Below are 20964 nucleotides of genomic sequence, written 5' to 3'. Positions count from 1 at the left end.
TACTTCCGGCTGGAGCGAGAGTTTGCCGGCCTGGATTTTCACCAGGGAGAACAGTGCGCCTTGGCAAGGCACACACAGTAACACGCTGGAAGTTTTCCGTGGCAAGCCCGGCACTCGACGTCCTGCAGCGCCGTTTGAACAAATTCATCTCTCCAGCCAGGCTGGTGCTAATCGCGATCGGCGTCGACTGGGAAGGCCGGCGTCAGGCGCTTGCGGTATAGTTCGAGCTCGCTGAACGTCCCCTTCATACCTAGCAGCAGCCGGTCATTGGTGAGCTTTGGATCGTGAACGCCGTCCTCGTCAATGATCAGGCTGTTCACCAGCGTGCAGAACTCCAGTGTGCCAGTCGCGGCCGTTGGGCGGGAAGCCTCAATGGCCAGCGCAGCGCCGGCGCTTCCGGTGCAGATCGCGGTTAGTAAGCGCTCAAAGCCGCGACGCGCTGTGCCGCCCCCCCCGAGCGAAAGGTCATCGTCGATGACGATGATGTTTTCCCTGCCAAGCAGCCGTGCGCGAGTTGCGAGCGCGTACTGACGCCGACGGCTCTCAAGATTATTGACGAGTGCGTATTCCAGGGATGGTGATCAGCGATTGCAGGCGATCGTGATCACGGATTCCAGACGATGGTGATCACTTGCGGAGGCGAACACGACTGACGTGTTTATGTGTGCTGGAAATGGTCTTCCTGGTCAAGACGGGCGGGAGGGTTTGGAGATCGGTGCGGCGGTCCATGGGAGGGCCCCGCGCGCGGCGCGGAGTGGCCCCCACGAGCGACGCAGCGGCGCGCGCGGGAGGGACCTGTGGGCCGGTGGAGCGATCGGGCGCGCGGTGGTCACGCTGTTGTCCTATCGTCGGCCCGACGTCGCAGGCTGTCACCCTTGAGCTCGATGCGGTGGGCGTTGTGAATGATGCGGTCCAGTATGGCGTCGCCGAGTGTGGGATCGGCAATCACGTCATGCCATTGCGCCACGGGGACCTGACTTGTGATCAACAATGATCCCTTGTCGTAGCGATCATCGACGATCTCGAGTAGATCACGGCGCTGGTCGGCAGTGAGCGCTTCGGGTCCCCAGTCGTCCAGGATGAGTAGATTGACGCGCTCCAGCGCCGCGATCAGGCGGGCGAGACGACCTTCGCCGCGCGCCTGGGCGAGATCAGCGAACAAGCGGGGCACGCGCTTGTAGAGGACCGAGAAGCCATCGCGGCAGGCCCTGTTGCCGAGCGCACAAGCCAGCCAGGACTTGCCGGTGCCGGTCGGACCGACGATGACGAGATGGTTGTGCTCGCGGATCCATTGGCAGCTGGCGAGGCTCTGAAAGAGCGAACGGTCGAGACCGCGAGCGGTGCGATAGTCGACATTCTCGATGCTGGCGGCCTGCCGGAGCCTGGCACTGCTCAAGCGCCGTACGAGACGGCGGTTGTCGCGGGCGGTGACCTCGCGGTCGACGAGGAGACCGAGCCAATCGGGATGCGGCATCTCGGCGGCCTCCGGATTGTTCTGCAGCTCGATGAGGGTATCGGCCATGGCAGTGAGGCCGAGCGCGCGCAGGCGTTCGACGGTCGGATGAATGAGCACAATGATCTCCTGATTAGTTGTAGTAGCTGCGGCCGCGGATGTTGGCGTGGAAGAGGACGGGCGCCTCCTGGGCGGGAGGAGCGGCTTTATCGGTGGCGTTCTTGAGGATGGCGGCGACCGATTTGTAGGAGCGGGCATTGAGCAGCAGCGCACGGGCGCAGGCGGCGTCGACACGTTCCGCGCTGTAGCGCTTGACCAGCCCGAGGATGCCGATGGCCGAGCGGAAGCCCTGTTCCGGATGCGGCCGCGATCGGAGGATGACGTCGATCAGGGTCTCGGCGTCGGGCCCGACCTTGGCGGCTTCGGAGCGGATGCGCTCATGGGTCCAGTCGCGGTAGCGGCGATGTGAGCTTGGCATATGCTCATGGATCGTCGTCGGGCGATGCGGCAGAGTGCTGCGCAGATGGGAAGCGACGCGCTTGCCGCGCAGGAAAATCTCGACGGTTTTTAGGGTGATCCGTGCCTCGACCTCCTCATGCACGAGGTTGTGAGGCACGCTGTAGTAATGCTTGGCAATCTCGACATGATAATCGAGGTTGACCCGACAGCGCTTCCACTCAGCGTACTCGTAGGGTTCGTCGGGCAACGGGGTCAGCGCTGGTCGGTCGAGCTCCTCGAACAGCTCGCGCCGGCTTCGTCCCCAACTCCGCAACGGCCGGTTGTTGAGATCGACGAGCAGTGCGTGGATCGCCTCGTTGAGCGCGGCGAGCGAGAAGAAACGGCGGTTGCGCAGGCGCGCCAGAATCCATCGCCCGACGATTTGGACGCCGACTTCGACCTTGGCTTTGTCGCGCGGCCGATACGGCCGTGCCGGAACGATGGCCGTGCGGTAATGGCGGGCAAGATCGGCATAGGTCCGGTTGACCATCGGCTCGTGAAAGCAGGCCCGAATGATGCCGGCCTTCAGATTGTCGCTCACCGTCTGCCGGGCCACGCCGCCGAAAAAGCAAAAGGCCCGGACGTGGGAGCCGATCCAGTCCGGCAGGCTCTGGCTAAGGCTGGCTTCGGCGTATGTGTAGTTGGAAGCACCGAGCACGGCGACGAAGATCTGCGCCGTGCGCACCTCGCCGGTGAGCCCATCGACCACCTCAAGCGTGTGGCCGGAGTAGTCGACGAACAGCTTCTCGCCGGCGACATGGACCTGGCGCAAGGTCGGCTTGAGGCGGCCAGCCCATTCCCTGTAACGTTCGCAGAACCACGAATAGCTGAAACTGTCGGACTTGGAGTCGCAATACTCTTCCCACAACAGCATCAACGTGACGTTCCTCCGCCGCAACTCGCGATGAACGAGCGCCCAATCCGGCTGCGGTCGCTCATCGCTCGGTAGATCGGACGGCGGAGGAAACAGGCGGGTCTCGAGCCGGACATCATCATTGAGCTCCGGCGGCAACGGCCAGGTCAGGCCGGCCCGGCGCGCCAAGTTGAGGTACTTGTTGACCGTGCCCTGGGCAAGGCCGAGGCTGCGGGCAACCGCGCGCTGCGACATGCCGACGCTGTGGTGCAGGCGTAAAACTTCGCGAATGTGGCGCATGGACAGTCTCTCTGTCGGCATCTGGATCCTCTGCTCTCGGGCAAAAGACCAAGCTACCTGGGTTGCAGACTGTCAGTAGCGTCCGGCTCGCTGTCCCCGATCACGATCCGCTGGAAAAAGCGATCACGATCCCCTGGAATTGGTGATCACGATCCCCTGGAAACGGTGATCACGATCCCCTGGAAACGGTGATCACGATGCTCTGGAATGAGTGATCACGGTGGCCTGGAATTGGTGATCACGATCGTCTGGAACGCGCAACGAGTTGGTCCGGGCTCGATTGCCGCACATAGACATAGGCGCTGCGTAACAAATGATTAGGCGTTATCTTATTCATCGTCCGCCTCCTGCACCTTTGCGCGGGCGGTGTTGCATTCGTCGAGAAGAAGTTTGAACAGACTCGTGACTTCCATGCGAATCAGCGGATCGAGCCGCTAGTGCTGGACCGTGCTGCCGTGACCGCCAGCAGATCGAGCTGTCGCCATCGTTCTTCCACATCACCTCCAACCGTCCAACTCGTTCTAGACGACGGTGACGACGATACGCGCTGTGCATCAACGAGGCCGCGAAGTTCGCGCAACGAATCCAAGGGGAGCCGAGGAACTTCAACTGTCGGCAGTGCCGCGGCGGAGTTCTCCAGTCATCCATGCCGGCAGCAAGGCGCGAGAGCTGTCGGGCTGTTCAATCACGAAAAGGCGAGCTCCGTGAATGACACACCTCAAAGCAATGACGCGCTTACCGGCGCGTGGATGATGTCGATATTGAATGACAACTTCGAACGGATGTTCTTGGGTACTATGTCGCGTGCTCGTCCGGCGTTGGCAAGACGCACCTTGCGGTCGCGCTTGGGGCGGGAAGCGATCCTGGCTGAGCACTCAGTGCAGTTCGTCGCAGCCACCACAGTCGTTGCACAGCTTGCCAGAGGTCACAGCGAGGGCAGGCTCGAGGAGCGGCTCGCTCAATTTGCCAAACCAAAGCTCTTGATCATCGACGAGCTCGGATATCTGCCCTTTGAGCCCAATGCCGCGCATCTGTTCCTCCAGCTCGTTAGCCGTCGTTACGAGCGAGGCGCGATCCTGCTTACCAGCAACCGCAGCATCGGCGAGTGGGACTCAAACTCGAGCTGCAGCTCGCCGACCTGGAGGAGAACGCGCACAAGCCGACACCGAAGCGCCTGGCGTGATCGTCACCACGCCATCAGCCCGCTACGGCAAAAATGGACCGGGATCGCAACGCAATCTCGGCCCAGTCTGGGAGGAAACGCCCATGGGGCGCACGCGTCTCAGCTGAGGCCACTCGGAGAGCGTCTCATTGAAATCACGTTCTTCTGCCGGCCGCCGTGCTGAAGCGCAATGCGGTCGTCTTTGTTCGGCAGTCAACCCAATCCCAGGTTCACAACAACCTCGAACGCCTGGCCGGGCAAATATGACCTGGTCGAGGAGGTCATCGATGATAATCTCGGCCGATTGGAGTTGACCAACGGAGTTGAGCTCTTCGTGCGTGGCCGAGCCATGCGAGCAGTCATCACACGCATGGGCCAGCGTCTCTTCAAGACGACGAGGCAGCTCTTTCAGTTGGAGAAAGATGCGATGCCTCCGTACGAAGGCACGGCGTCAACGACATCGGGCGATCTGTGTCTTGGCGCGGTGGCGGCCGGACCGAGCACTGCGATTTGTCGAACGCTTCGGCGAACAGTATCGGGGTGTCGACATTCGGTGGTCGTGGGCTGTTTCCTTCCCAGAAGCTCAGCCGATCTCCAAAACTGCCGATCTCTGCGAGCACATTGGCACGCGCAGCTCGGATAGCGATCCAATCTATGTCTTCACGGACAAAAATCAATTTTTCAAATAGTCGCAACGCGGGTAGGTCATGTCGGTCTGTTCGGGTTGGTCCGGGCGGATTTCCCGAAGCGCACGGGTCGGAGCACAAATGATCGACGCCACCAAACTTTCGAAACTCAAAGCCGCTGTCGGAGCGGACAAAATCCACGACCTGCCTGGGGAGAGGCTGGATGCCTACGGCTACGATTGCTGGCCAGTTACGACCAAATGGCGCCAGCAGGGTAGCGTACCGTATCGCCCGGACGCGGTCGTAATGGCGCAGAGCACTGCTGATGTCGCGGCGGTCATGGACTGGGCCGACGCGAATGGTGTTCCGGTCACCGCGCGCGGCCTTGGCTCCTCCGTCGTGGGCGGCCCTATTCCGATCCGGGGCGGGATCAGTCTCGATCTCTCCAAGATGACCGCGATTCTCCGGATCGACCACGAGAACCTTCTGGTTACGGCGCAAGCGGGACTGAATGCGGGTCGGCTCGAGGCGCACCTGAACGAGCATGGCTACACACTGAACAACTCGCCCCAGTCCTTGCACCGCTCCTCAATCGGAGGATGGGTCGCAACGCGGGAGACCGGCCAGTTCTCAAGCCGGTACGGCGGGATCGAGGAGCTTTGTTCCGGTATCGTGGCCGTTCTTCCGGGCGGCCGCATTCTCGACACCGGCACTGTTCCGCGCATGGCGGTAGGCCCCGATCTGCGCCAGCTGCTGATCGGCTCCGAAGGATGTTTCGCCATTGTCGTCGAAGTGACCCTGCGCATCTTCCGGCTGTCGCCGGCGCGTCGGTTCGAGACACTGACATTCGATGCGCTGGATGGGGGTATCGCCGCGATGCGCGATATCATGCAGGCTGAACTGCGTCCCTTTTTGCTGCGCCTTTACGATGTCGAGGAGGCGCGCCACGCCATGGTCGACCACAGTTTCGCCCGACCGGCGATGTTCCTGGGCACCGACGGCTCGCGGGCGATGTCGGAACTCGAAATGAATGAGTGTTTCGACATCTGTCTTCGCCACGGCGGGGCAAGGATCGGCGAGCGCGGCGTGTTGGCCTGGATGGACCGCCGGTTCGACTTTTCCACGATAGAGGGGATCCTCAATACCCCAGGCGGAGTGGCAGAGACGATCGAAGTATCGCATAGCTGGTCCGGAATCAGCGAAATCTACACGGCGTTGAAGCGGCGAATGGCGCCGCTCGCGGACGAGGTGCTCGGGCACTTTTCCCATGCTTACGCCGACGGCGTTTCCCTCTACATCATCCTGATCGGGAAGGCCGCGAATGCAGCCGCCGCCGAGGCGCGGCTCCACGAAATCTGGAGAGTGGCGATGGAGGCCGCGCTGGAGTCCGGGGCGGCGATCTCGCATCATCACGGCACTGGTCTGGTGCGCACCGGCTACGTACACCGCTCCCTCGGATCGTCGGCCTTGCTGCTTGATATGGTGAAGCGCGCTGTTGACCCGAAGGGCATTCTCAACCCTGGGAAGCTCGGCTTCACGAGAAAGGAGTGAACGCAGACATGACATCGCCCGCGCTTATTGCAGTGACCATGGGTGACCCCTCGGGCGTCGGCCCCGAGCTGGTCGCGCATCTGTTCCGCCGCCAGCCGGCGCCTACGCACCGATTTGTTGTACTGGGAGACGCGCACGTGATGACAGCGGCGCTCTCAACATCCGGTGCCGGTGGGCCGATCAGCGTCATCACAAACCCGCTTGAGGCCCATGGCCTTCCACCGAACGCCGTGCCGGTCGTGAACGTTGGCGGGCTCGCTCCCGATGCGCTCAAGATCGGCACCGCAACTCCGGAAGGCGGGCGCTCAGCCGCGCGTGCGATCTTTGCGGCCGCGGACCTCGTGCGGGCGGGAGCCGTGTCAGCAATCGTATCGGCGCCAGCCAACAAGGTCTCCCTCAACCTCGCTGGTCACCATTATCCCGGTCAGACCGAAATGTTCCTTGAACGCTGGGGGATGACCACCGAAGACGCTCATATCATGCTAATAGGCGGTCAGATCAAGTGCTCTCTGGTGACGGGTCATTGTTCGATGGCCGATGCTCTACGCAAGCTATCGCGTGACCGCGTCAACCGTATCGCGCGACAAGCTCACGCGACGCTTCGCTCGCTCTTTCATATTCCCGATCCTATCATCGGCGTTGCGGGCCTAAACTGCCATGCGGGCGACGGCGGCCTGTTCGGTCGCGAGGAAATCGACACCATCGATCCGGTCATGTCCGGGCTCAGAGCGGAGGGTCTGCGCTTCACGGAAGCGCGGCCCTCGGATTCGCTCTTCTATGAAGCCGAAAAAGGCAAGTACGATGCCGTGCTTGCAATGTACCACGATCAGGGCGTTATTCCCCTGAAGCGCTACGGATATGTCACTGTGATCGCTGGCGCACCTTTCCTGCGTACAACATGCGGACATGGCACGGCCTTCGACATTGCCTGGAAGGGCGTTGTGCGGCCGGACCTCTTCCTGCGAGCGGCCGATCTGGCCGCCGATCTGGTTACCAACCGACCATGACTGCGTTTCCTCGATATCGCATTGGCGTTCTGGGTGACGATCTGACCGGCGTGAACGCAGTTGTAGCGGAGGCTGCCGGGCTTGGGATGCGCTGCGTCGTCACCGATGCCAAAGAAGACGGTGTGCCCAAACTCGCCGACGTCTGGGGGATCGATCTTGCCAGCCGCGACTCCGGCAGCAAGCAGAGCCAAGTGCTCGTCGGCGCCGGGATCGCGCGGCTGCGCGAGTGGGGCGCCGATCACGTGCTCCTGAAGATCGACTCGCTTTGGCGTGGGGATCCGATGGCGCTCATCGCTGCAGCCGCCACAGAAGCCAGACCGGCTATCGTCAGCGGCGCAGCGCCCTCGAACCTCCCGCATGGTGCGGTGCTCATTGAGGAGGCAAACCCCTATCTGGCCGCCTCGCAAATAGCGAGCTGTTGGGGCACCGGACAAACCCTGTGGGTTGGCGGCGTCGGCCTAATGTCGGTCCTACTCTGGGCCAGCATTACGGATCGAGTGCCGCTCTGTGCCGTAGTCGGCTCCTACCAGCCAAACATCGCGCCGCAGGTCGAAGCGATGCGCGGTCTAGGGGCGTTGGTCCTGCAGCTGAATGAACACGGACTGACGGCGCGCCTCGGCTCCGCCTGGTCAGCGTGTCGCCCCATTGTCATCGAAACCATGCCGGCCGCATCTAGCCCAGGTGCAACGGCCGATGCCGATGCCGCCTTTCGACAATGCGCTGCGGTGCTAGCGCCACATCTGATGGATCGTGCCTTCGGGCTGATTCTGACCGGCGGCCATACGGCCAACGTGGTTCTGCGCGCTCTGGACGTGCGCCGGCTGGACCTTGTCGGGCCATCGGTTATCGAAGGCGCGCCGCTTGTGCGTGCCGCCTTGCCCGCTCTCTCGAAAGGCCTGATCGTTACGAAGCCAGGCCATTTTGGCGGACCGGACGCCCTGGTGCGCATCGCCATGCATGTTCAGTTACGTGCCGCGATGGGTTGACCAGCCGTCAGCGGGCGGACAGCGAGCTTCCGCCTTTGGGCTTGAGCCGCGCGGCGAAGTTCGAAAAAAATTCGACCGCCAGCTTGCGCGCCGTACCCTCGATCAGGCGGAGGCCCAGCTGTGCCAGCTTGCCGCCGACCTGCGACGTCACAGCATAGGTCAACACTGTCCCCGCGGCATCTGATACCAAGCGGACCTGCGCTTCGCCCTTTGCGTGCCCAGCTATGCCGCCCTGCCCTTCGCCTACGATTGTGTAGCCGTTCGGTGGATCGATGCCGGTCAGCTTCACCCGACCCGTAAAGCGCGCCCTCACCGGACCGACCTTTACGACCACGACTGCAGTCATCTCGTTCGGGCCCTGGGCTTCGATGCTTTCGCAGCCGGGGATACAAGCGCAGAGTACGACGGGGTCGTTCAGTGCGGCCCAAACGACCTCTCGACTGGCGGCAACGCAATGGGAGCCCTCGATATTCATCGTTACGCGCGCCTCACTGTGCCGTCCACCCGCCGTCCACCATCAGTGTATGTCCCGTCACCAGATCCGCCCCGTCGGAAACCAGGTAGACCACGGCGGCGGCTACCTCCTCCATTCTGCCGAGCCGCCCGATCGGCAGCCGCTGCAAAACCGCCGCGTGGATCTCCTTGTCCTCGAAGACTTTTCGCGCGAGCGGGCTGTCGATGAAGGTCGGTCCAACAGCATTCACGCGGATACCTTGCGCCGCCCATTCAAGTGCTAGCACCTTGGTGAAGGCCGCCATCGCAGCCTTGCTCGCGCAGTAGGCCGAGCGCTTATAAAAACCCACGACGGCCATCTGCGAGGCGATGTTGACGATGCGGCCGCCTCCTCCTTGGGCGATCATCCTCAAGCCAACCTCGCGCGCCGTGAAGAAGGCGCCCTTGAGATTGATATTCATAACCGTGTCCCAAGCCTCTTCGGTCACGTCGACGGCCAACTGCTGGATGTTGGTGCCGGCATTGTTCACAAGGATATCGATCCTTCCCAGGACTTCGGCAATCTGGGCCGTCATCTTGCGCACTTCGTCGATCCGCGACAGATCAGCCGTGACACACACCGCACGTCGCCCCATCGCACGCGCCTCTGCGGCGACGGGCTCCAGGCTTCCCAAGCTTCGGCCGACGAGAGCCAGATCCGCCCCGGCTTCGGCCAGCGCCAGTGCAATATGCCGCCCCAGGCCCTGAGACGCCCCCGTGACGATCGCGTGGCGCCCATCAAGCCGGAAACTCGGCAAAAAAGTAGATCCGGCTGAGGTCATCGTGGGTATCCCGTTTCAATGTATGCAGAACAGATAGGGCCGGCGGACTATGGGCCGCCGGCCGGGGGGCGTGCAGGGCTCAGTTGATTGACACCGGGAAGATGTTCGACAAGACTTCCACACCCGTCTTCGTCACCACGGCGTTGTGTTCGTTGCGTACTCCGCCGAGGCCAGGAACGTAGGCGGCAGGTTCAATGGCGAAGTACATGCCCTCGGCCAGCACATCGCTCGAACTGCCGGTCAGTGTAGGGATCGGTTCGTGATACTTCCAGCCAAGTCCGTGACCAGAATGGTGCAGCACATATTTACTATATTCGCCGAGAGTGGTCTTGCAGTGGCGGTCGATGTCGGCTGCAGCTACTCCGGGCTTGGCCATTGCGAGGCCTTCCTTGAGCGCCCGATGCGTGGTGTCGAACAAATGAACTTGCCGGTCATTTGGTTCGCCCACGACGAGCGTTCGGGTCAGGTCGGAATAGTAGCCATCCACGCAGACTGCAAGTTCGATGATCACAAAATCTCCCTTGCGGATCCGACGCGTCGAACTTGGGCGATAGACCCATTGCTCGGTGTGGGGGCCCGAAAAGACCTGGGGCCAACCCATAGCGAACATCGCGCCATCGTGGCCAATGCCCTTGGCCGTAACTGCGGACTGAAATGCCGCCGCGGCCTCGGATTCCGTCGACAGATTCAGGCATGCTGCCTTCCAGGCTTCGAGGCCCAACGCCGTCACCTCATGCGTCCGGCGCAGCATCTTCACATCGCGCGCCGTTTTGAAGGCACGTGCGCGGTCCAACGTGCCCGTTGCATCGACTAATTCGGCGTGCGGGAAAGCGGCTCGTAGTCCGCGCATCGACGGCTCGCCCGGCACTACAGGCTCAGGCACAATCACAGGCGGCGCAATGAATTCGAAGCTACCCTCGTAGCCGACGCGCTTGGCCGGAAACTTGCGCTCGTCGCCGATCTGCTTAAGCAATCGGTTGATGTGCTCGCTCGAGCTGAAATGCGTTGCCTGCGGCGTCGTCGTATCGCGTGCGTCCCACATCGGGAAGGTCCGCACGTCCGACACCCATCCCCGGCCGTACCATTCCTCCTCGCGGCTCGACGCGATCAGGACAGGGTCGCCCTCGCGCGGGAAAACAACAGCAGCATAGCCTAGCACGCAAAAGAAACCGCTCAAGAAGACGACGTTTTCGGCGAGGCGACACACCAGAACGTCCATATTGTCGCGAGCCATTTCGGCGCGGATGCGCTTCAGTTTTTCGGGTTCGATGTCGATCATATGTCTTATTCCTCGTTTTCGTGGGATTGATGCGGGCATGCGCTCGCTAAACCTCGGGCGTGGTCGCGCCGGGGATGGGTGCCTTGATGCTGAGGGCAGCTTCAGCCTCTGCTTGCGGCCTTGTCCTGGAGCAGTCGCCAGATCATGTTGGGGCGGAGCGGGAGGCGGTTCAACTCGATCCCGAACGGTGCCAGCGCATCACAAACCGCGTTTGTGAGCGCGGCCGGCACCGGACCAGGGATGCCTTCGCCAAGCCCGCGCGACCCAAGCGGTGTATGCTGTCTCTTATACACATAGTTCGTCGGCAGCGTCAGATGTGTATAAGAGACAGGGCCTTGCACCACGCCACCGTGCACCTGCCCGGCCACCACGATCGGGTTAATTACCGTACCGAAATCATCCGATGCGACATAGCGCAGGATCTTGAATATGCCGGTTTCCGGGTCGACCTCGACGATCGCAGCATGAGCGCCGAACGTCAGCATCGGCACGTCGGCTTCGAAGAACTCAGTCTGGTCCAGTCCGGCTTGCATGCCAGCAGGCAGCCCCAGGGGCGCCATGACGATCCGCTCGGCCAATGCGGCGAAGTTTTTCCCTTGCGTGGGGTCGGCGGTCAGGAAGACGCGCCCGTCGCGGAAACTCACGTCGCTTGGCACACCCTCCACCTTGAGGTCATGCAGCAACACCGTGGCCATCTTGGTCTTCAGCGCCCGGCACGCATTGGCGACCGCGCTGACGGTGTAACTTCCGCCGCGCGCTCCGATCGTGCCCGAGCCGAAGGGCGTCGTACCGGTATCGCCCGTGGTCAACGACACGTCCCCGGGATGTATGCCGAACTCCTGTGCGACAACCTGGGCCATCGACGTTTCATGACCTTGCCCTTGCGGTGCGTCGCCCTCAAAGACCTGCACTTTGCCGCGCGGGTCGACCCGCACCGTCGCCGCGCCAAAGCCGGGCTGGTTCTCCATCGACACAAGGACGGCAGAGGATACGCCCGACAGTTCGGCACCGACGGAAAAGCCGATTCCAATGTGCCGACCTTCGGCGCGTGACCTTGCCTGCTCCGCGCGAAAACCCTTCAGGTCCACGAGGCTGGTCAGATGGTCGAACACTTTGACGTAGTCGCCACTGTCGTGATGCACACCGGTGGCTGTTGTATAGGGCAGTTCGGTGATCAGGTTACGACGGCGTACGTCAGCCGGGTCGATCTTTAGTTCCCGCGCCAGGAGGTCGATTGCCCGGTCGAGCGCAAACCGAGCAGCAAAGGCGCCGAAGGAACGCGCCGGTGACAGCACGGCCTTGTTGGTGCAGACGACTTTAATGCGGATATCGCAAAGCGGAATGTCGTAGGCGTTGGTCAGCACCGCCGCGCCGAAGAACGGCATGACGAAGCCCCAGTAGACGCCTTCGCAGCCGTCGCCATTGTCCGCGATCGCGTTGTCGCGCAGGGCCACGATCCTGCCGTTGGCGTCCGCGCCGATCTCGATATCGTGAATCTGGTCGCGCTCCTGGCTGACCGACATCAGGTGCTCCTCGCGGGTTTCGAGCCATCGCACTGGTCGACCGAGCACACGCGCAATGTGGCACACCAGGATCGGTTCACGGTAGAATGGAGCCTTCACGCCAAAGGCTCCGCCCTGATCGCGCGGCGCGATCACCCGTACTTTGTCCGAAGGGATTTCGAGCACGTCAGACAACGCGAGTCGGTCAATATGTGGACGCTGCGTGGTGATCCAGGCCGTCAGCCCGTCGTCGTCCCAGGTCGCCATCGCACCGCGCGGTTCGAGCGGGGTGACACCGCAGCGGTGGACGCGGAAGCGCCGCCGGATGACGACGGCAGCTGCGGCGAGCGCCTCGTCGACCTTCCTTGCATGCGCTGCTTCGCCTTCAGGCGTGCCGCCGCCTGTATAGTTCATAGCGAACATCTCGTTTGATGCCCAGCCGTCATGGACGATCGGGGCGCCTTCAGCAAGCGCAGCTTCCATGTCGGTCACGACTGGCAGTGGGTCGTAAACGATTTCAACGAGCGCAGCCGCGTCCTCTGCGAGATAGCGATCGCGGGCGATCACGGCGGCTACGGGTTCGCCGTGGAACTTCACCTTGTCCACGGCGAGGGGCCAGAAGGCCGGATAGTTCGCCGCGAAGGAGGGCACGACCACCGGCTGAGGCAACCCCTTAATCTGCGTGCGGATCTCCTCACCCGTGACCACGGCCACGACGCCCTTCAGCGCACGTGCTGCGGCGGTGTTGATCGACACGATCCGGGCATGGGCCTGCTGGCTGCGGACGAACACAAGGTGCAACGTGCCCGGAATTTTCTTGTCTGCAAAGTATTGGCCCTGTCCGGTGGTCAACCGGCGATCTTCCTTGCGATTGACGCTAGCACCAACCCAATCGCCATCATTGCGAATGTGCGCGTTCATTTCGCCACCTCGAGGCTTGTTGCCGCCAAACGCCGTGCCGCGGTCTTGATAGCCGCAACGATGTGCACGTAGCCCGTGCAGCGGCAGATGTTTCCAATTAGCGAAGCCCGTATCTCGTCCTCGCTCGGCGATGGATTCGACTGCAGGAACTCGGTCGCATTCATAAGTATGCCGGACGTACAGTAGCCGCATTGCAAGGCATGATGCTCGGTGAAGCTCTGCTGCAGGACACTCAAAACGCCATTCTTGGCGAGCCCCTCGACGGTGGTAATCGATCGTCCGTCCGCTTGCACAACGAGCATAAGGCAAGATTTGACCGGCACGCCGTCCAAGTGGACCGTGCAAGCGCCGCATACCCCCTCGAACGAGCAGCCCACATGGGTTCCGGTCAGATTGATCACGTCACGCAGGAAATCGACCAGCAACAGCCGATTCTCCACCATCTCCTCGTGCTCCTGGCCGTTGACTGTAATTGTGATCGCTCGCTTCATTTGCCCACCTCTCCGCTTGCCCGCGCGAACGCAACAGTCATGGCCTCGCGCCCGATCTTGCGCAAAAGAACTCTCTTGTATTGGGCATCAGCCCACAGATCCGACTGGTAGTCCGCGGCTTCGGCGGCTGCGTCCAGTGCCGCGTCGATGGCGCGGGCATCCTCCTTGCGCACTCCACGCAATGCCAACTCCGCGGATTCCACGCGCGTCGGCCCTTCGCTACGCGCGCCCAGCGCCACACGCGCTTCCGCACAGATGCCATCGTTGCCGAGTCGCAGCGAGACGCAGATATTGACGACGGGGAGCGCGTCGGTGACCAAACCCCACTTGCGGTATGCACTGCCCGTTCGCGGCCCCTGCGGTGCGAAATGAATGGCGGTCAGGAGTTCGTCACGCGCGCGGTCCGTTTCGAGCGGACCTTTCAGAAAAATCCGGGCCTCGAGCATGCGCTGCAACCCGGCGGCGTTCTTCAACTCCATGACGGCGTCGAGACCAAGACAGGTAGGCGGTAGACAGGCCGCGACATAGTTCCAACACAGAGAGCCACCTATCGTACCGCGATTGCGGATCTGCCGGTCGCCGACGTGGCCCGCTGCGTCGCGAAGGGCGGCGAAAGCCGGCGGGATGCGCGGGTCCGAAGCAATATCGGCATAGGGCGTCATGGCTCCGATCCGCAGGCCGTTCCTGTCGAGGACCACGCCTCTTAGTCCCTTGACGTCCTGCAGGTCGATCAGGGCGTTAGGCGTAACGAGCCGAGACTTGATCGCCTGCATCAGGCTCTGGCCGCCTGCGATGATATGTGCGTTCTCGCCAGCACCTCCGGCAAGAAGTCGCGTTGCCTCGCTCACGGAATGGGGTCTGAAATACCCCGAAATGGGTGCTGGAAACATACTTCCTCCCGTCGGGGCCGAAATTCTTGTTCTTGGCAAAAAAGGACAGAAGAGGAGGCATTTGACAAATGCATACTTCTCACGCAACCTATCTCAATATTCGCTAGATCGAGCGCGATATAAACTCGCATGGATATCAAGGGGTTAAGATATTTCTTGGCGGTTTCGGATGCCAGGAGTTTCAGTCGTGCGGCCAATATTGCGTTGGTGTCGCAATCAGCCCTGAGCCGACAGATCGGTCTACTGGAGCACGAACTTGGCACTGAACTGTTTGATCGGCATGCCCGCGGCGTTCAATTGACCGAGGCAGGCGTGCTCTTGCGGATGCGTGCCAATGCACTGCTCTCGCAGATCGATCGTATTAGGGAGGAAATCCGCGACAATAACGAGGAACCGTCGGGTGAGATCGGTCTGGCTTTCCCGCCATCGCTGACGGCGCTGATCGTTGGATATGTGCTCCGGTGTTTCCAGCGAACATACCCGAGGGTCAATATCCGACTCTATGAAGGTACGACGGCCACGGTCCGCGAGCGAGTGATCTGTGGCGATGCCGATGTAGGCATTATTTCGACCATGGAATTGACCAACGACCTCTACTGCAGTCCCCTGTTTACGGAGGCGCTGATGCTTGTGGGCCCGGCATCTGGCGACTTGTCGTCGGACCAACCTGTACCGGCCTCAAGGCTAGCCGATCTTCCACAAATTGCGACGGCGCGCACGAACAGCCTGCGGCGCATCGTCGAGCGTGCGCTGAACCGAAGCGATCTTGGCTACAGTCCCATGATCGAGGTGAATACGCGCAGTCTGATGTTTGCTCTGATCGAGGATGGATACGGCTATACCGTCCTGCCATCCAGCGGCGTTCAAAGCCACGTTCGGGCTCGCCGCATCTGCGCCGCGCCAATCGAGAACCTCTCGATCGCCTGGCAGATCGCGACTGCCCGGATGCGTCCACTGACGCTCGCAGCGCGTCGCATGACGACGACCGTGCGCGATGAAAGTCTCGCGGCGATCCGGGAGGGTCATCTACCTTTGGCTGTAGCCGATTTCTGATCCGTTCTGCACGAACCGCGACAAAACAGTTTGCCTTCTAACAACCTGAATCAATCTTGGCAATATGCTGTCATTTTAACACCTCTATCGTATTTAATCATATGCGTTTCTCCAGCAAGCTATGCTATCGCCCAACAAGGGAGGTCGCCGCGAGTGCGGCACGAATAAGCAAAATTTCTATGCGGAGCTGGTGATCGATGCCTGCACGTCTTGCGCAACGACCGTGCCCCAAGGCCTAGCGTCCTTGGCTTGGCGAGCCGGGCTGTGTGCTGCTTCTACACGTGCAATCCGCACCATATTGGTGGTGACGGGGGATACCGAGGGGCACGCCGGCGACGATGATCACGTGCTAGCCGGCGCGCACAAAACCGTCGGAAGGCGCTCGAGCCGGCGTGGTAGATCATGTCGTGCTGGTCGCCGGGCATCTTCCGCTACCCGCCCACATGACCGCGAGCTTGCATCCTGTCGCGATGTTCGGCGTGATCGGCGGTTTCGGCCGCTCGCGCGACACCCGGATCGCGGTCGAGCCTGAGCTAGTCCAGCAGATCAGTGCCGGCAGATCGAGCGTCTCGGCGACTACGCGCGCAGCGTCGGCGATAGCGTTCCCCGCAGTCGCCTCGGGCTCCGCCCGCTGGCGCAGTCACCACCGCGCACGAGGTCGGGTCGCGCTCGACCTCCTCGCCGATGCGGGTCATGGTCGAGACCGGCTCGACCGGATATTTGCCTGCGGCCGGCTCCGCCGAGAGCATGATGGCGTCCGCACCTTCGTAGAGGGCGGTCGCGACGTCCGCGCGTGTCGGCACCGGCGCATGGATCGTCGCCTCGAGCTTTTGCGTTGCATTGCAATGACCACCGCTTTACCGCGCGAGCGGTGGAAGATTGCGAGCAGTTCACTCACGATTCCTATACCACAGCTCGTCTAATAACTGGGTAACCTCCTGCTGTTTCAGGCTTGGAATGGATTGATAGGCATGGCCGCCACCGAGATACAAAGTAGGGCTTTCCCGACTCTGTATGCCGCCGAAGGGTCGGATGGTCAGCGCCCGGCCAAGAACCGAAATCTGAGGACGGCAACTTCCTTGCCAAGACGCACCTCGTGGGTAGGTGCCGAGCACGGGCGCTGATGATGAATGTTCAGCCCACACAATCGCGCCTTATTCCTATCCGGAAGGGTAGCCCGCTCTATGAACCAGATGTCGGCACGCGAAGTTACTTCACCGTCTCCAAGGCTCCCTTGTTGCCGATGATAAGGATCTCTGGAAGATTCTCGTGTTTGCCCGTTCAAACCGGCTGCGGTGCAACTTGGGTGCCATCACGCACGAAAGGATTGGAGGAACTCCTGTACTTTGACAGGCTGTCCGAGCCGTGCACTTTCAATGGCGGCGAACACCATCGCCACAGACTGTAGGTTGTCCTCGATGTTCGTAACCATCGGCGGGCCACCGTCGAGCCAACGACAGAATTGCTCGATCAACAATGCAGTTTTCCACTTTGTCCCACGAAGCAGCGACACCTGCTGCCCTTTCCCCTGCCGGCTCTTTTGATAAATGCGATTCGGATCCCGATGGAATACCTCGAGCTCGCGGTGATCGAGAATAGCCGTCCCGGATGCCGTCTCTACCCGAAAGTATTCAAAATGCCAGTCGTTGAGGCCTGTGGGGTGTGATGCAGACCCTTCATATACGCCATGCGCGCTGTTGGCGAAGTCCATCAACAATATGACATCTGTGTCGCCCTTGTACTCCGCCCATTCTGGCCTCCAACTGCGGGCGAAAATGGACGTGCAGGGCGCCCCCGCCAGATCGGCCATGATGTCGAGGTGATGCACCGCGCTCTCGATTAGGGTAGGATAGGCCATTTCGTGACGAAAACGGCTCCATGAATCGTAAATGCGGCAGTCACTAGCGTGTCGACACGATACCGTGTTGACTTGGCCGAGAGCGTTCTCACTGATGAGCTGCCTCAGTGTCGATTTATCCTGATCAAACCGGACGCTCATGGTCACTCCCATTTTACGGCCAGCCGCTTTCACTTTGTCGGCGATCCGGATGGAAGCCTCCATTGTGTCGGCAATCGGTTTCTCTGACAGGATATGCATGCCTCGAGCAAGGGCTAGATCGACGATGGACTCGTGCAGAGCAGGAGGAATTACGATTGCACAGAAGTCGGCGTCCACCGCGCGGAAGGCCTCCTGTGCCGAGGTGAAGCATTGCTCCGTCTTCAGACCAAGATGCCTTCGACCTCTTTCCAGGGCTTTGATATCGATATCAACTAGGCCGACCACCTCGATAGTCCCGTCCGTCACGTTCGCCGGCAGGAACGTGTCACACCAGCGCTCTCCGAAGCCCCCGGCTCCAATTTGCAGAACCTTATACGTCATGAATGTTTCACAGGTAGGTGGAGGCTGAATCAAACCCGCTCGGCGCGAACGTCGGCAGGTCCGTGCTTGTGCTCCCAAAGATGTCCAAGTCGCTTCTTGCCTTCGAGAGTGGTCTCGAACCAGGCGCCCTTTATGTCGGCCCGAACCTGAGGAAGATCGTGGTGGTGCCCCATTCCGATGGCAACGCAGTCACCGACCTCGACCTCGAAACTGCGCGATCCGACAACGACCGTGCCTGCCCCTTCAATGATCACCCAGTATTCGTCATTGTCGTGATAATGGGAGTCAAAGTTGGTCGACTTGGGATAACCAACGGGGTCTCCCGTACACCAGGCTGGGGTGCTCGGAGTGAGCGTGAAAATGCCGCACGACCCCAACTCAGTACCCCACCTGCCAGAAAAGATGAGGATTTGCGCAGTTCGGTCGCCGGCGTCCACAGTAAAGGGACCGTCGGCTTCATTCATGTCCCAGAACTGACCTTCACGGAGCACCTGCGCCCAGTTTTTGCTCGTCAACCGACAAGTTCCGCGCGTGACGAGCAGACGCTGCTTTCTAGCAGTGATCGCTATCGGTCGAGGCCGCCCAGTGATTTCCACAAATTCGAACCCCGTGAGTTGGCACCAATGTGGTGGTTGCTCTCCACTCCTGAAAAGCGACATAGTGTACCTCTCCATTCTGTACTTAGGCTGTTTGGCGGCGGATCGCCCTGAAGGCGACCGTTCGGGGGACCTCGTTGACTCATTTTCTAACGGAGAGGCAGCTGCAAATCACAACACGAAAAACGAATCGGCGCATAAATTCGGCCATTTCCGCGCAGTAGCGCAGGATTCCGATGCGCGCCCGCCGTCGCAGGACCGTCGATGGAAGCAGTAGTCGAGCCTGAGAATCAGAAGAAAGCGTTGGCGCAACTGAGGCGCAACACGGGTACGGCAGGCGTCTACAGGATGACCGTAGACGAGCTGTCGGCCCTACCTGAAAGAGCACTGGCCTACGATCCGGCCCGATTGCTTGACGGCACCTACAAACCACAGCCGGTGCGGCGGGTCGAGATACCGAAGGCGTCGGGCGGCGGCTGCTCGGCTCCCGTTGGTCCTCGACCGCTTCATCCAGCAGGCGGTGATGCAGGCGCTGTAGGCAGACCGGGACGGGACGTTCTCCGAGACGAGCTTCGGCTTCCGGCCGGGGCGTTCGGCGCATCAGGCGGTGGAAAGGGACGCGTCTGGGCACGTCATTGTCGTAGATCTCGACTTGGGAAAATTTTTCGACCGGGTCAACCGCGACATGTACGTGATGCTCTCGCCTATGCTGCTGGAGATCCTGCGCAGCTACTGGAGAGCCACTCGCTCTAAAGAGTGGCCGTTCCAGGTATTCGAGACGATCGGCTGATCACGAAGATCGCTGTAGAAGCGGCCTGCAAAACAGCACGTCGTTCGTCCGGTCTCTCTAACCCCGTGCCCCCGCATTCGGCACGCATTCGCCGTGCACCTTCTCGAATCCGGCACTGATCTGCGGACCATTCAATTAAATGGACCTGAAATGGACCCGCGAAGCGGGACCACTTGAACCTGGTTCTTAGTTGGAAACTCAGCCGCTCCTTGTTCCTTCTATCATGCAGCCAAAGGCCATGTCTCTAGCTAGTCTAGGTGTTTAGTCCCGGCATTTTCTGGAGCGGATTGAGTTTGAATCGTTCTGGCTGGGAAGTCCAGCATTTGCAGATGTATTCGTAGGGCGTGAGGCCCTTCAGGGTCTTCAGCCGCCGAGCGTAGTTGTAGGCGCTGATGAAGTCGGCAAGGTGTGCTTCGAGCTGGTCGTGTCGATCGTAATGGTAGCGTTGGACGGTCGCTTCCTTGATCGTGCGGTTCATGCGCTCGACCTGGCCATTGGTCCAGGGATGCTTGATCTTGGTCAACCGATGTTCGATGCCGTTCTCTTGGCAGCGCATATCGAACATATGTGTCACGTATCTTGCCGTCGCGCCGTCCGCGTAGCGCGGCGGGAACGTGAACTGGATCCCATTGTCGGTGGGAACCGTGTGGATCTTGTAGGGGACAGCCGCGATCAGAGCTTCGAGGAAGGCCGAGGCGGAGGTCCTTCCCGTCTTCCTGACCAGTTGCACGAAGGCGAACTTGCTGGTGCGATCGATGGCGACGTAGAGATAGAGCTTGCCTTCAGCGGTCTGGAGCTCAGCGATGTCGATGTGGAAATAGCCGATCGGATAAGCCTTGAACTTTTTCTTCGGAGGCTTGCTCCCTTCGACCTCCGGCAATCGGCTGATGCCGTAGCGCTGGAGACAGCGATGCAGGGATGATCGCGTCAGATGCGGGATGGTCGGTTGCAGCGCATAGAGGCAATCATCGAGCGGCAATAGCGTATGCCGCCGGAAAGCGACGATGATCGCCTCCTCCTCGATGGAAAGCACGCTCGATTTGGCTTCCTTCGGGCCTGTAGGGAGGTCGGCGACGGTCTCGAGCGCCTTCCACTTCGCGACGGTCTTCTGGTTGATCCCATAGCGCCTGGCGAGCGCTCTCAGGCTCTCTTGACTATCTTGTATTGCTCGACGGATTGCCTCCGTCGTGGTGGCGCAGCCGTGTAAAACTTGTCCCATAACGCATCCTTCGAATCGTGCGATAAGAATGCACCATCAAAGCTTGGGACTAAACACGACAACGCCAAGCAGTGCTTCCTCGATTGCATCATCGACGCGTAATCCGCCGAAGGCGATGCAGAGAGGGCCGCCA

17 protein-coding genes and 2 pseudogenes are annotated in these 20964 nt (G+C 61.0%); 6 read left to right on the top strand and 13 right to left on the bottom strand.

What is annotated here, in order from left to right:
* Window positions 1-167: 167 nt before the first annotated feature.
* From IF803_RS40015 to istA, 3 genes are all read right to left on the bottom strand, one after another.
* Window positions 168-320: a hypothetical protein gene (locus IF803_RS40015; protein ID WP_461195892.1), complete on the bottom strand. Its 153-nt coding sequence runs from the start codon at window positions 318-320 to the stop codon at window positions 168-170.
* Between the two features lie 509 nt (window positions 321-829).
* Window positions 830-1573 carry an IS21-like element helper ATPase IstB gene (gene istB, locus IF803_RS40010; RefSeq protein WP_461195891.1) on the bottom strand — a complete coding sequence of 248 codons (744 nt, stop codon included), beginning with the start codon at window positions 1571-1573 and terminating at the stop codon, window positions 830-832.
* 13 nt (window positions 1574-1586) lie between these two features.
* Window positions 1587-3125: an IS21 family transposase gene (gene istA, locus IF803_RS40005; protein WP_461195890.1), complete on the bottom strand. Its 1539-nt coding sequence runs from the start codon at window positions 3123-3125 to the stop codon at window positions 1587-1589.
* Between the two features lie 793 nt (window positions 3126-3918).
* Between istA and IF803_RS40000 the strand changes: the two are divergent.
* The 4 genes and pseudogenes from IF803_RS40000 to IF803_RS39985 all read left to right on the top strand — a co-directional run.
* Window positions 3919-4219, top strand: a pseudogene (locus IF803_RS40000) (ATP-binding protein); the annotation flags it as partial.
* Window positions 4220-5033: 814 nt separating this feature from the next.
* Entirely contained in the window at window positions 5034-6443 is a 1410-nt protein-coding gene (locus IF803_RS39995) for an FAD-binding oxidoreductase (RefSeq protein WP_461195889.1), read from the top strand.
* Entirely contained in the window at window positions 6440-7450 is a 1011-nt protein-coding gene (locus tag IF803_RS39990) for a PdxA family dehydrogenase (protein ID WP_461195888.1), read from the top strand. The genes IF803_RS39995 and IF803_RS39990 overlap by 4 nt, the downstream gene beginning before the upstream one ends.
* A complete protein-coding gene (locus IF803_RS39985; protein ID WP_461195887.1) occupies window positions 7447-8436 on the top strand; it encodes a nucleotide-binding domain containing protein in 990 nt (329 codons plus the stop codon). The genes IF803_RS39990 and IF803_RS39985 overlap by 4 nt, the downstream gene beginning before the upstream one ends.
* 7 nt (window positions 8437-8443) lie before the next feature.
* On the opposite strand, the gene IF803_RS39980 is transcribed toward IF803_RS39985, so the two are convergent.
* From IF803_RS39980 to IF803_RS39955, 6 genes are all read right to left on the bottom strand, one after another.
* Window positions 8444-8911, bottom strand: a complete 468-nt coding sequence (locus tag IF803_RS39980; RefSeq protein WP_461195886.1) for an SRPBCC family protein — start codon at window positions 8909-8911, stop codon at window positions 8444-8446.
* A 13-nt stretch (window positions 8912-8924) separates the two neighbouring features.
* Window positions 8925-9710 carry an SDR family NAD(P)-dependent oxidoreductase gene (locus tag IF803_RS39975; RefSeq protein ID WP_461195885.1) on the bottom strand — a complete coding sequence of 262 codons (786 nt, stop codon included), beginning with the start codon at window positions 9708-9710 and terminating at the stop codon, window positions 8925-8927.
* A 79-nt stretch (window positions 9711-9789) separates the two neighbouring features.
* Complete coding sequence (locus IF803_RS39970; protein ID WP_461195884.1) at window positions 9790-10989, bottom strand: M24 family metallopeptidase; 1200 nt, start codon at window positions 10987-10989, stop codon at window positions 9790-9792.
* Window positions 10990-11090: 101 nt separating this feature from the next.
* A complete protein-coding gene (locus tag IF803_RS39965) occupies window positions 11091-13412 on the bottom strand; it encodes a xanthine dehydrogenase family protein molybdopterin-binding subunit (protein ID WP_461195883.1) in 2322 nt (773 codons plus the stop codon).
* A complete protein-coding gene (locus IF803_RS39960) occupies window positions 13409-13903 on the bottom strand; it encodes a (2Fe-2S)-binding protein (RefSeq protein ID WP_461195882.1) in 495 nt (164 codons plus the stop codon). The genes IF803_RS39965 and IF803_RS39960 overlap by 4 nt, the downstream gene beginning before the upstream one ends.
* Window positions 13900-14793, bottom strand: coding sequence for an FAD binding domain-containing protein (locus IF803_RS39955; protein WP_461195881.1), 894 nt, complete (start codon window positions 14791-14793; stop codon window positions 13900-13902). The genes IF803_RS39960 and IF803_RS39955 overlap by 4 nt, the downstream gene beginning before the upstream one ends.
* A gap of 129 nt (window positions 14794-14922) precedes the next feature.
* Between IF803_RS39955 and IF803_RS39950 the strand changes: the two genes are divergently transcribed.
* The gene (locus IF803_RS39950; protein WP_461195880.1) at window positions 14923-15846 is read left to right on the top strand and encodes a LysR family transcriptional regulator; all 924 of its coding nucleotides are present in this window, start codon (window positions 14923-14925) and stop codon (window positions 15844-15846) included.
* A 276-nt stretch (window positions 15847-16122) separates the two neighbouring features.
* Here the strand turns inward: IF803_RS39950 and IF803_RS39945 are convergent.
* From IF803_RS39945 to IF803_RS39935, 3 genes and pseudogenes are all read right to left on the bottom strand, one after another.
* Window positions 16123-16685, bottom strand: a pseudogene (locus tag IF803_RS39945) (pyruvate kinase); the annotation flags it as partial.
* A gap of 473 nt (window positions 16686-17158) precedes the next feature.
* Complete coding sequence (locus IF803_RS39940) at window positions 17159-18226, bottom strand: Gfo/Idh/MocA family protein (protein WP_461195879.1); 1068 nt, start codon at window positions 18224-18226, stop codon at window positions 17159-17161.
* A 29-nt stretch (window positions 18227-18255) separates the two neighbouring features.
* The gene (locus IF803_RS39935) at window positions 18256-18741 is read right to left on the bottom strand and encodes a cupin domain-containing protein (protein WP_461195878.1); all 486 of its coding nucleotides are present in this window, start codon (window positions 18739-18741) and stop codon (window positions 18256-18258) included.
* 733 nt (window positions 18742-19474) lie between these two features.
* Here IF803_RS39935 and IF803_RS39930 point away from each other — a divergent pair.
* Window positions 19475-19612: a hypothetical protein gene (locus tag IF803_RS39930; RefSeq protein WP_461195877.1), complete on the top strand. Its 138-nt coding sequence runs from the start codon at window positions 19475-19477 to the stop codon at window positions 19610-19612.
* A 253-nt stretch (window positions 19613-19865) separates the two neighbouring features.
* On the opposite strand, the gene IF803_RS39925 is transcribed toward IF803_RS39930, so the two are convergent.
* On the bottom strand, window positions 19866-20831 hold the full coding sequence (locus IF803_RS39925) for an IS481 family transposase (RefSeq protein ID WP_461195876.1): 966 nt from the start codon (window positions 20829-20831) through the stop codon (window positions 19866-19868).
* Window positions 20832-20964 lie beyond the last annotated feature (133 nt).

Source organism: Bradyrhizobium sp. UFLA06-06 (assembly GCF_054820065.1).
The sequence above is the reverse complement of the archived record's forward strand: the minus strand, read 5'-3'. Positions and strand labels throughout refer to the sequence as shown.

Coding starts and splice junctions, on each gene's coding strand:
- istA (WP_461195890.1), bottom strand. CDS start 3,125: ATGCCGACAGAGAGACTGTCCATGCGCCACATTCGCGAAGTTTTACGC.
- IF803_RS39995 (WP_461195889.1), top strand. CDS start 5,034: ATGATCGACGCCACCAAACTTTCGAAACTCAAAGCCGCTGTCGGAGCG.
- IF803_RS39985 (WP_461195887.1), top strand. CDS start 7,447: ATGACTGCGTTTCCTCGATATCGCATTGGCGTTCTGGGTGACGATCTG.
- IF803_RS39980 (WP_461195886.1), bottom strand. CDS start 8,911: ATGAATATCGAGGGCTCCCATTGCGTTGCCGCCAGTCGAGAGGTCGTT.
- IF803_RS39975 (WP_461195885.1), bottom strand. CDS start 9,710: ATGACCTCAGCCGGATCTACTTTTTTGCCGAGTTTCCGGCTTGATGGG.
- IF803_RS39970 (WP_461195884.1), bottom strand. CDS start 10,989: ATGATCGACATCGAACCCGAAAAACTGAAGCGCATCCGCGCCGAAATG.
- IF803_RS39965 (WP_461195883.1), bottom strand. CDS start 13,412: ATGAACGCGCACATTCGCAATGATGGCGATTGGGTTGGTGCTAGCGTC.
- IF803_RS39960 (WP_461195882.1), bottom strand. CDS start 13,903: ATGAAGCGAGCGATCACAATTACAGTCAACGGCCAGGAGCACGAGGAG.
- IF803_RS39955 (WP_461195881.1), bottom strand. CDS start 14,793: ATGTTTCCAGCACCCATTTCGGGGTATTTCAGACCCCATTCCGTGAGC.
- IF803_RS39950 (WP_461195880.1), top strand. CDS start 14,923: ATGGATATCAAGGGGTTAAGATATTTCTTGGCGGTTTCGGATGCCAGG.
- IF803_RS39940 (WP_461195879.1), bottom strand. CDS start 18,226: ATGACGTATAAGGTTCTGCAAATTGGAGCCGGGGGCTTCGGAGAGCGC.
- IF803_RS39925 (WP_461195876.1), bottom strand. CDS start 20,831: ATGGGACAAGTTTTACACGGCTGCGCCACCACGACGGAGGCAATCCGT.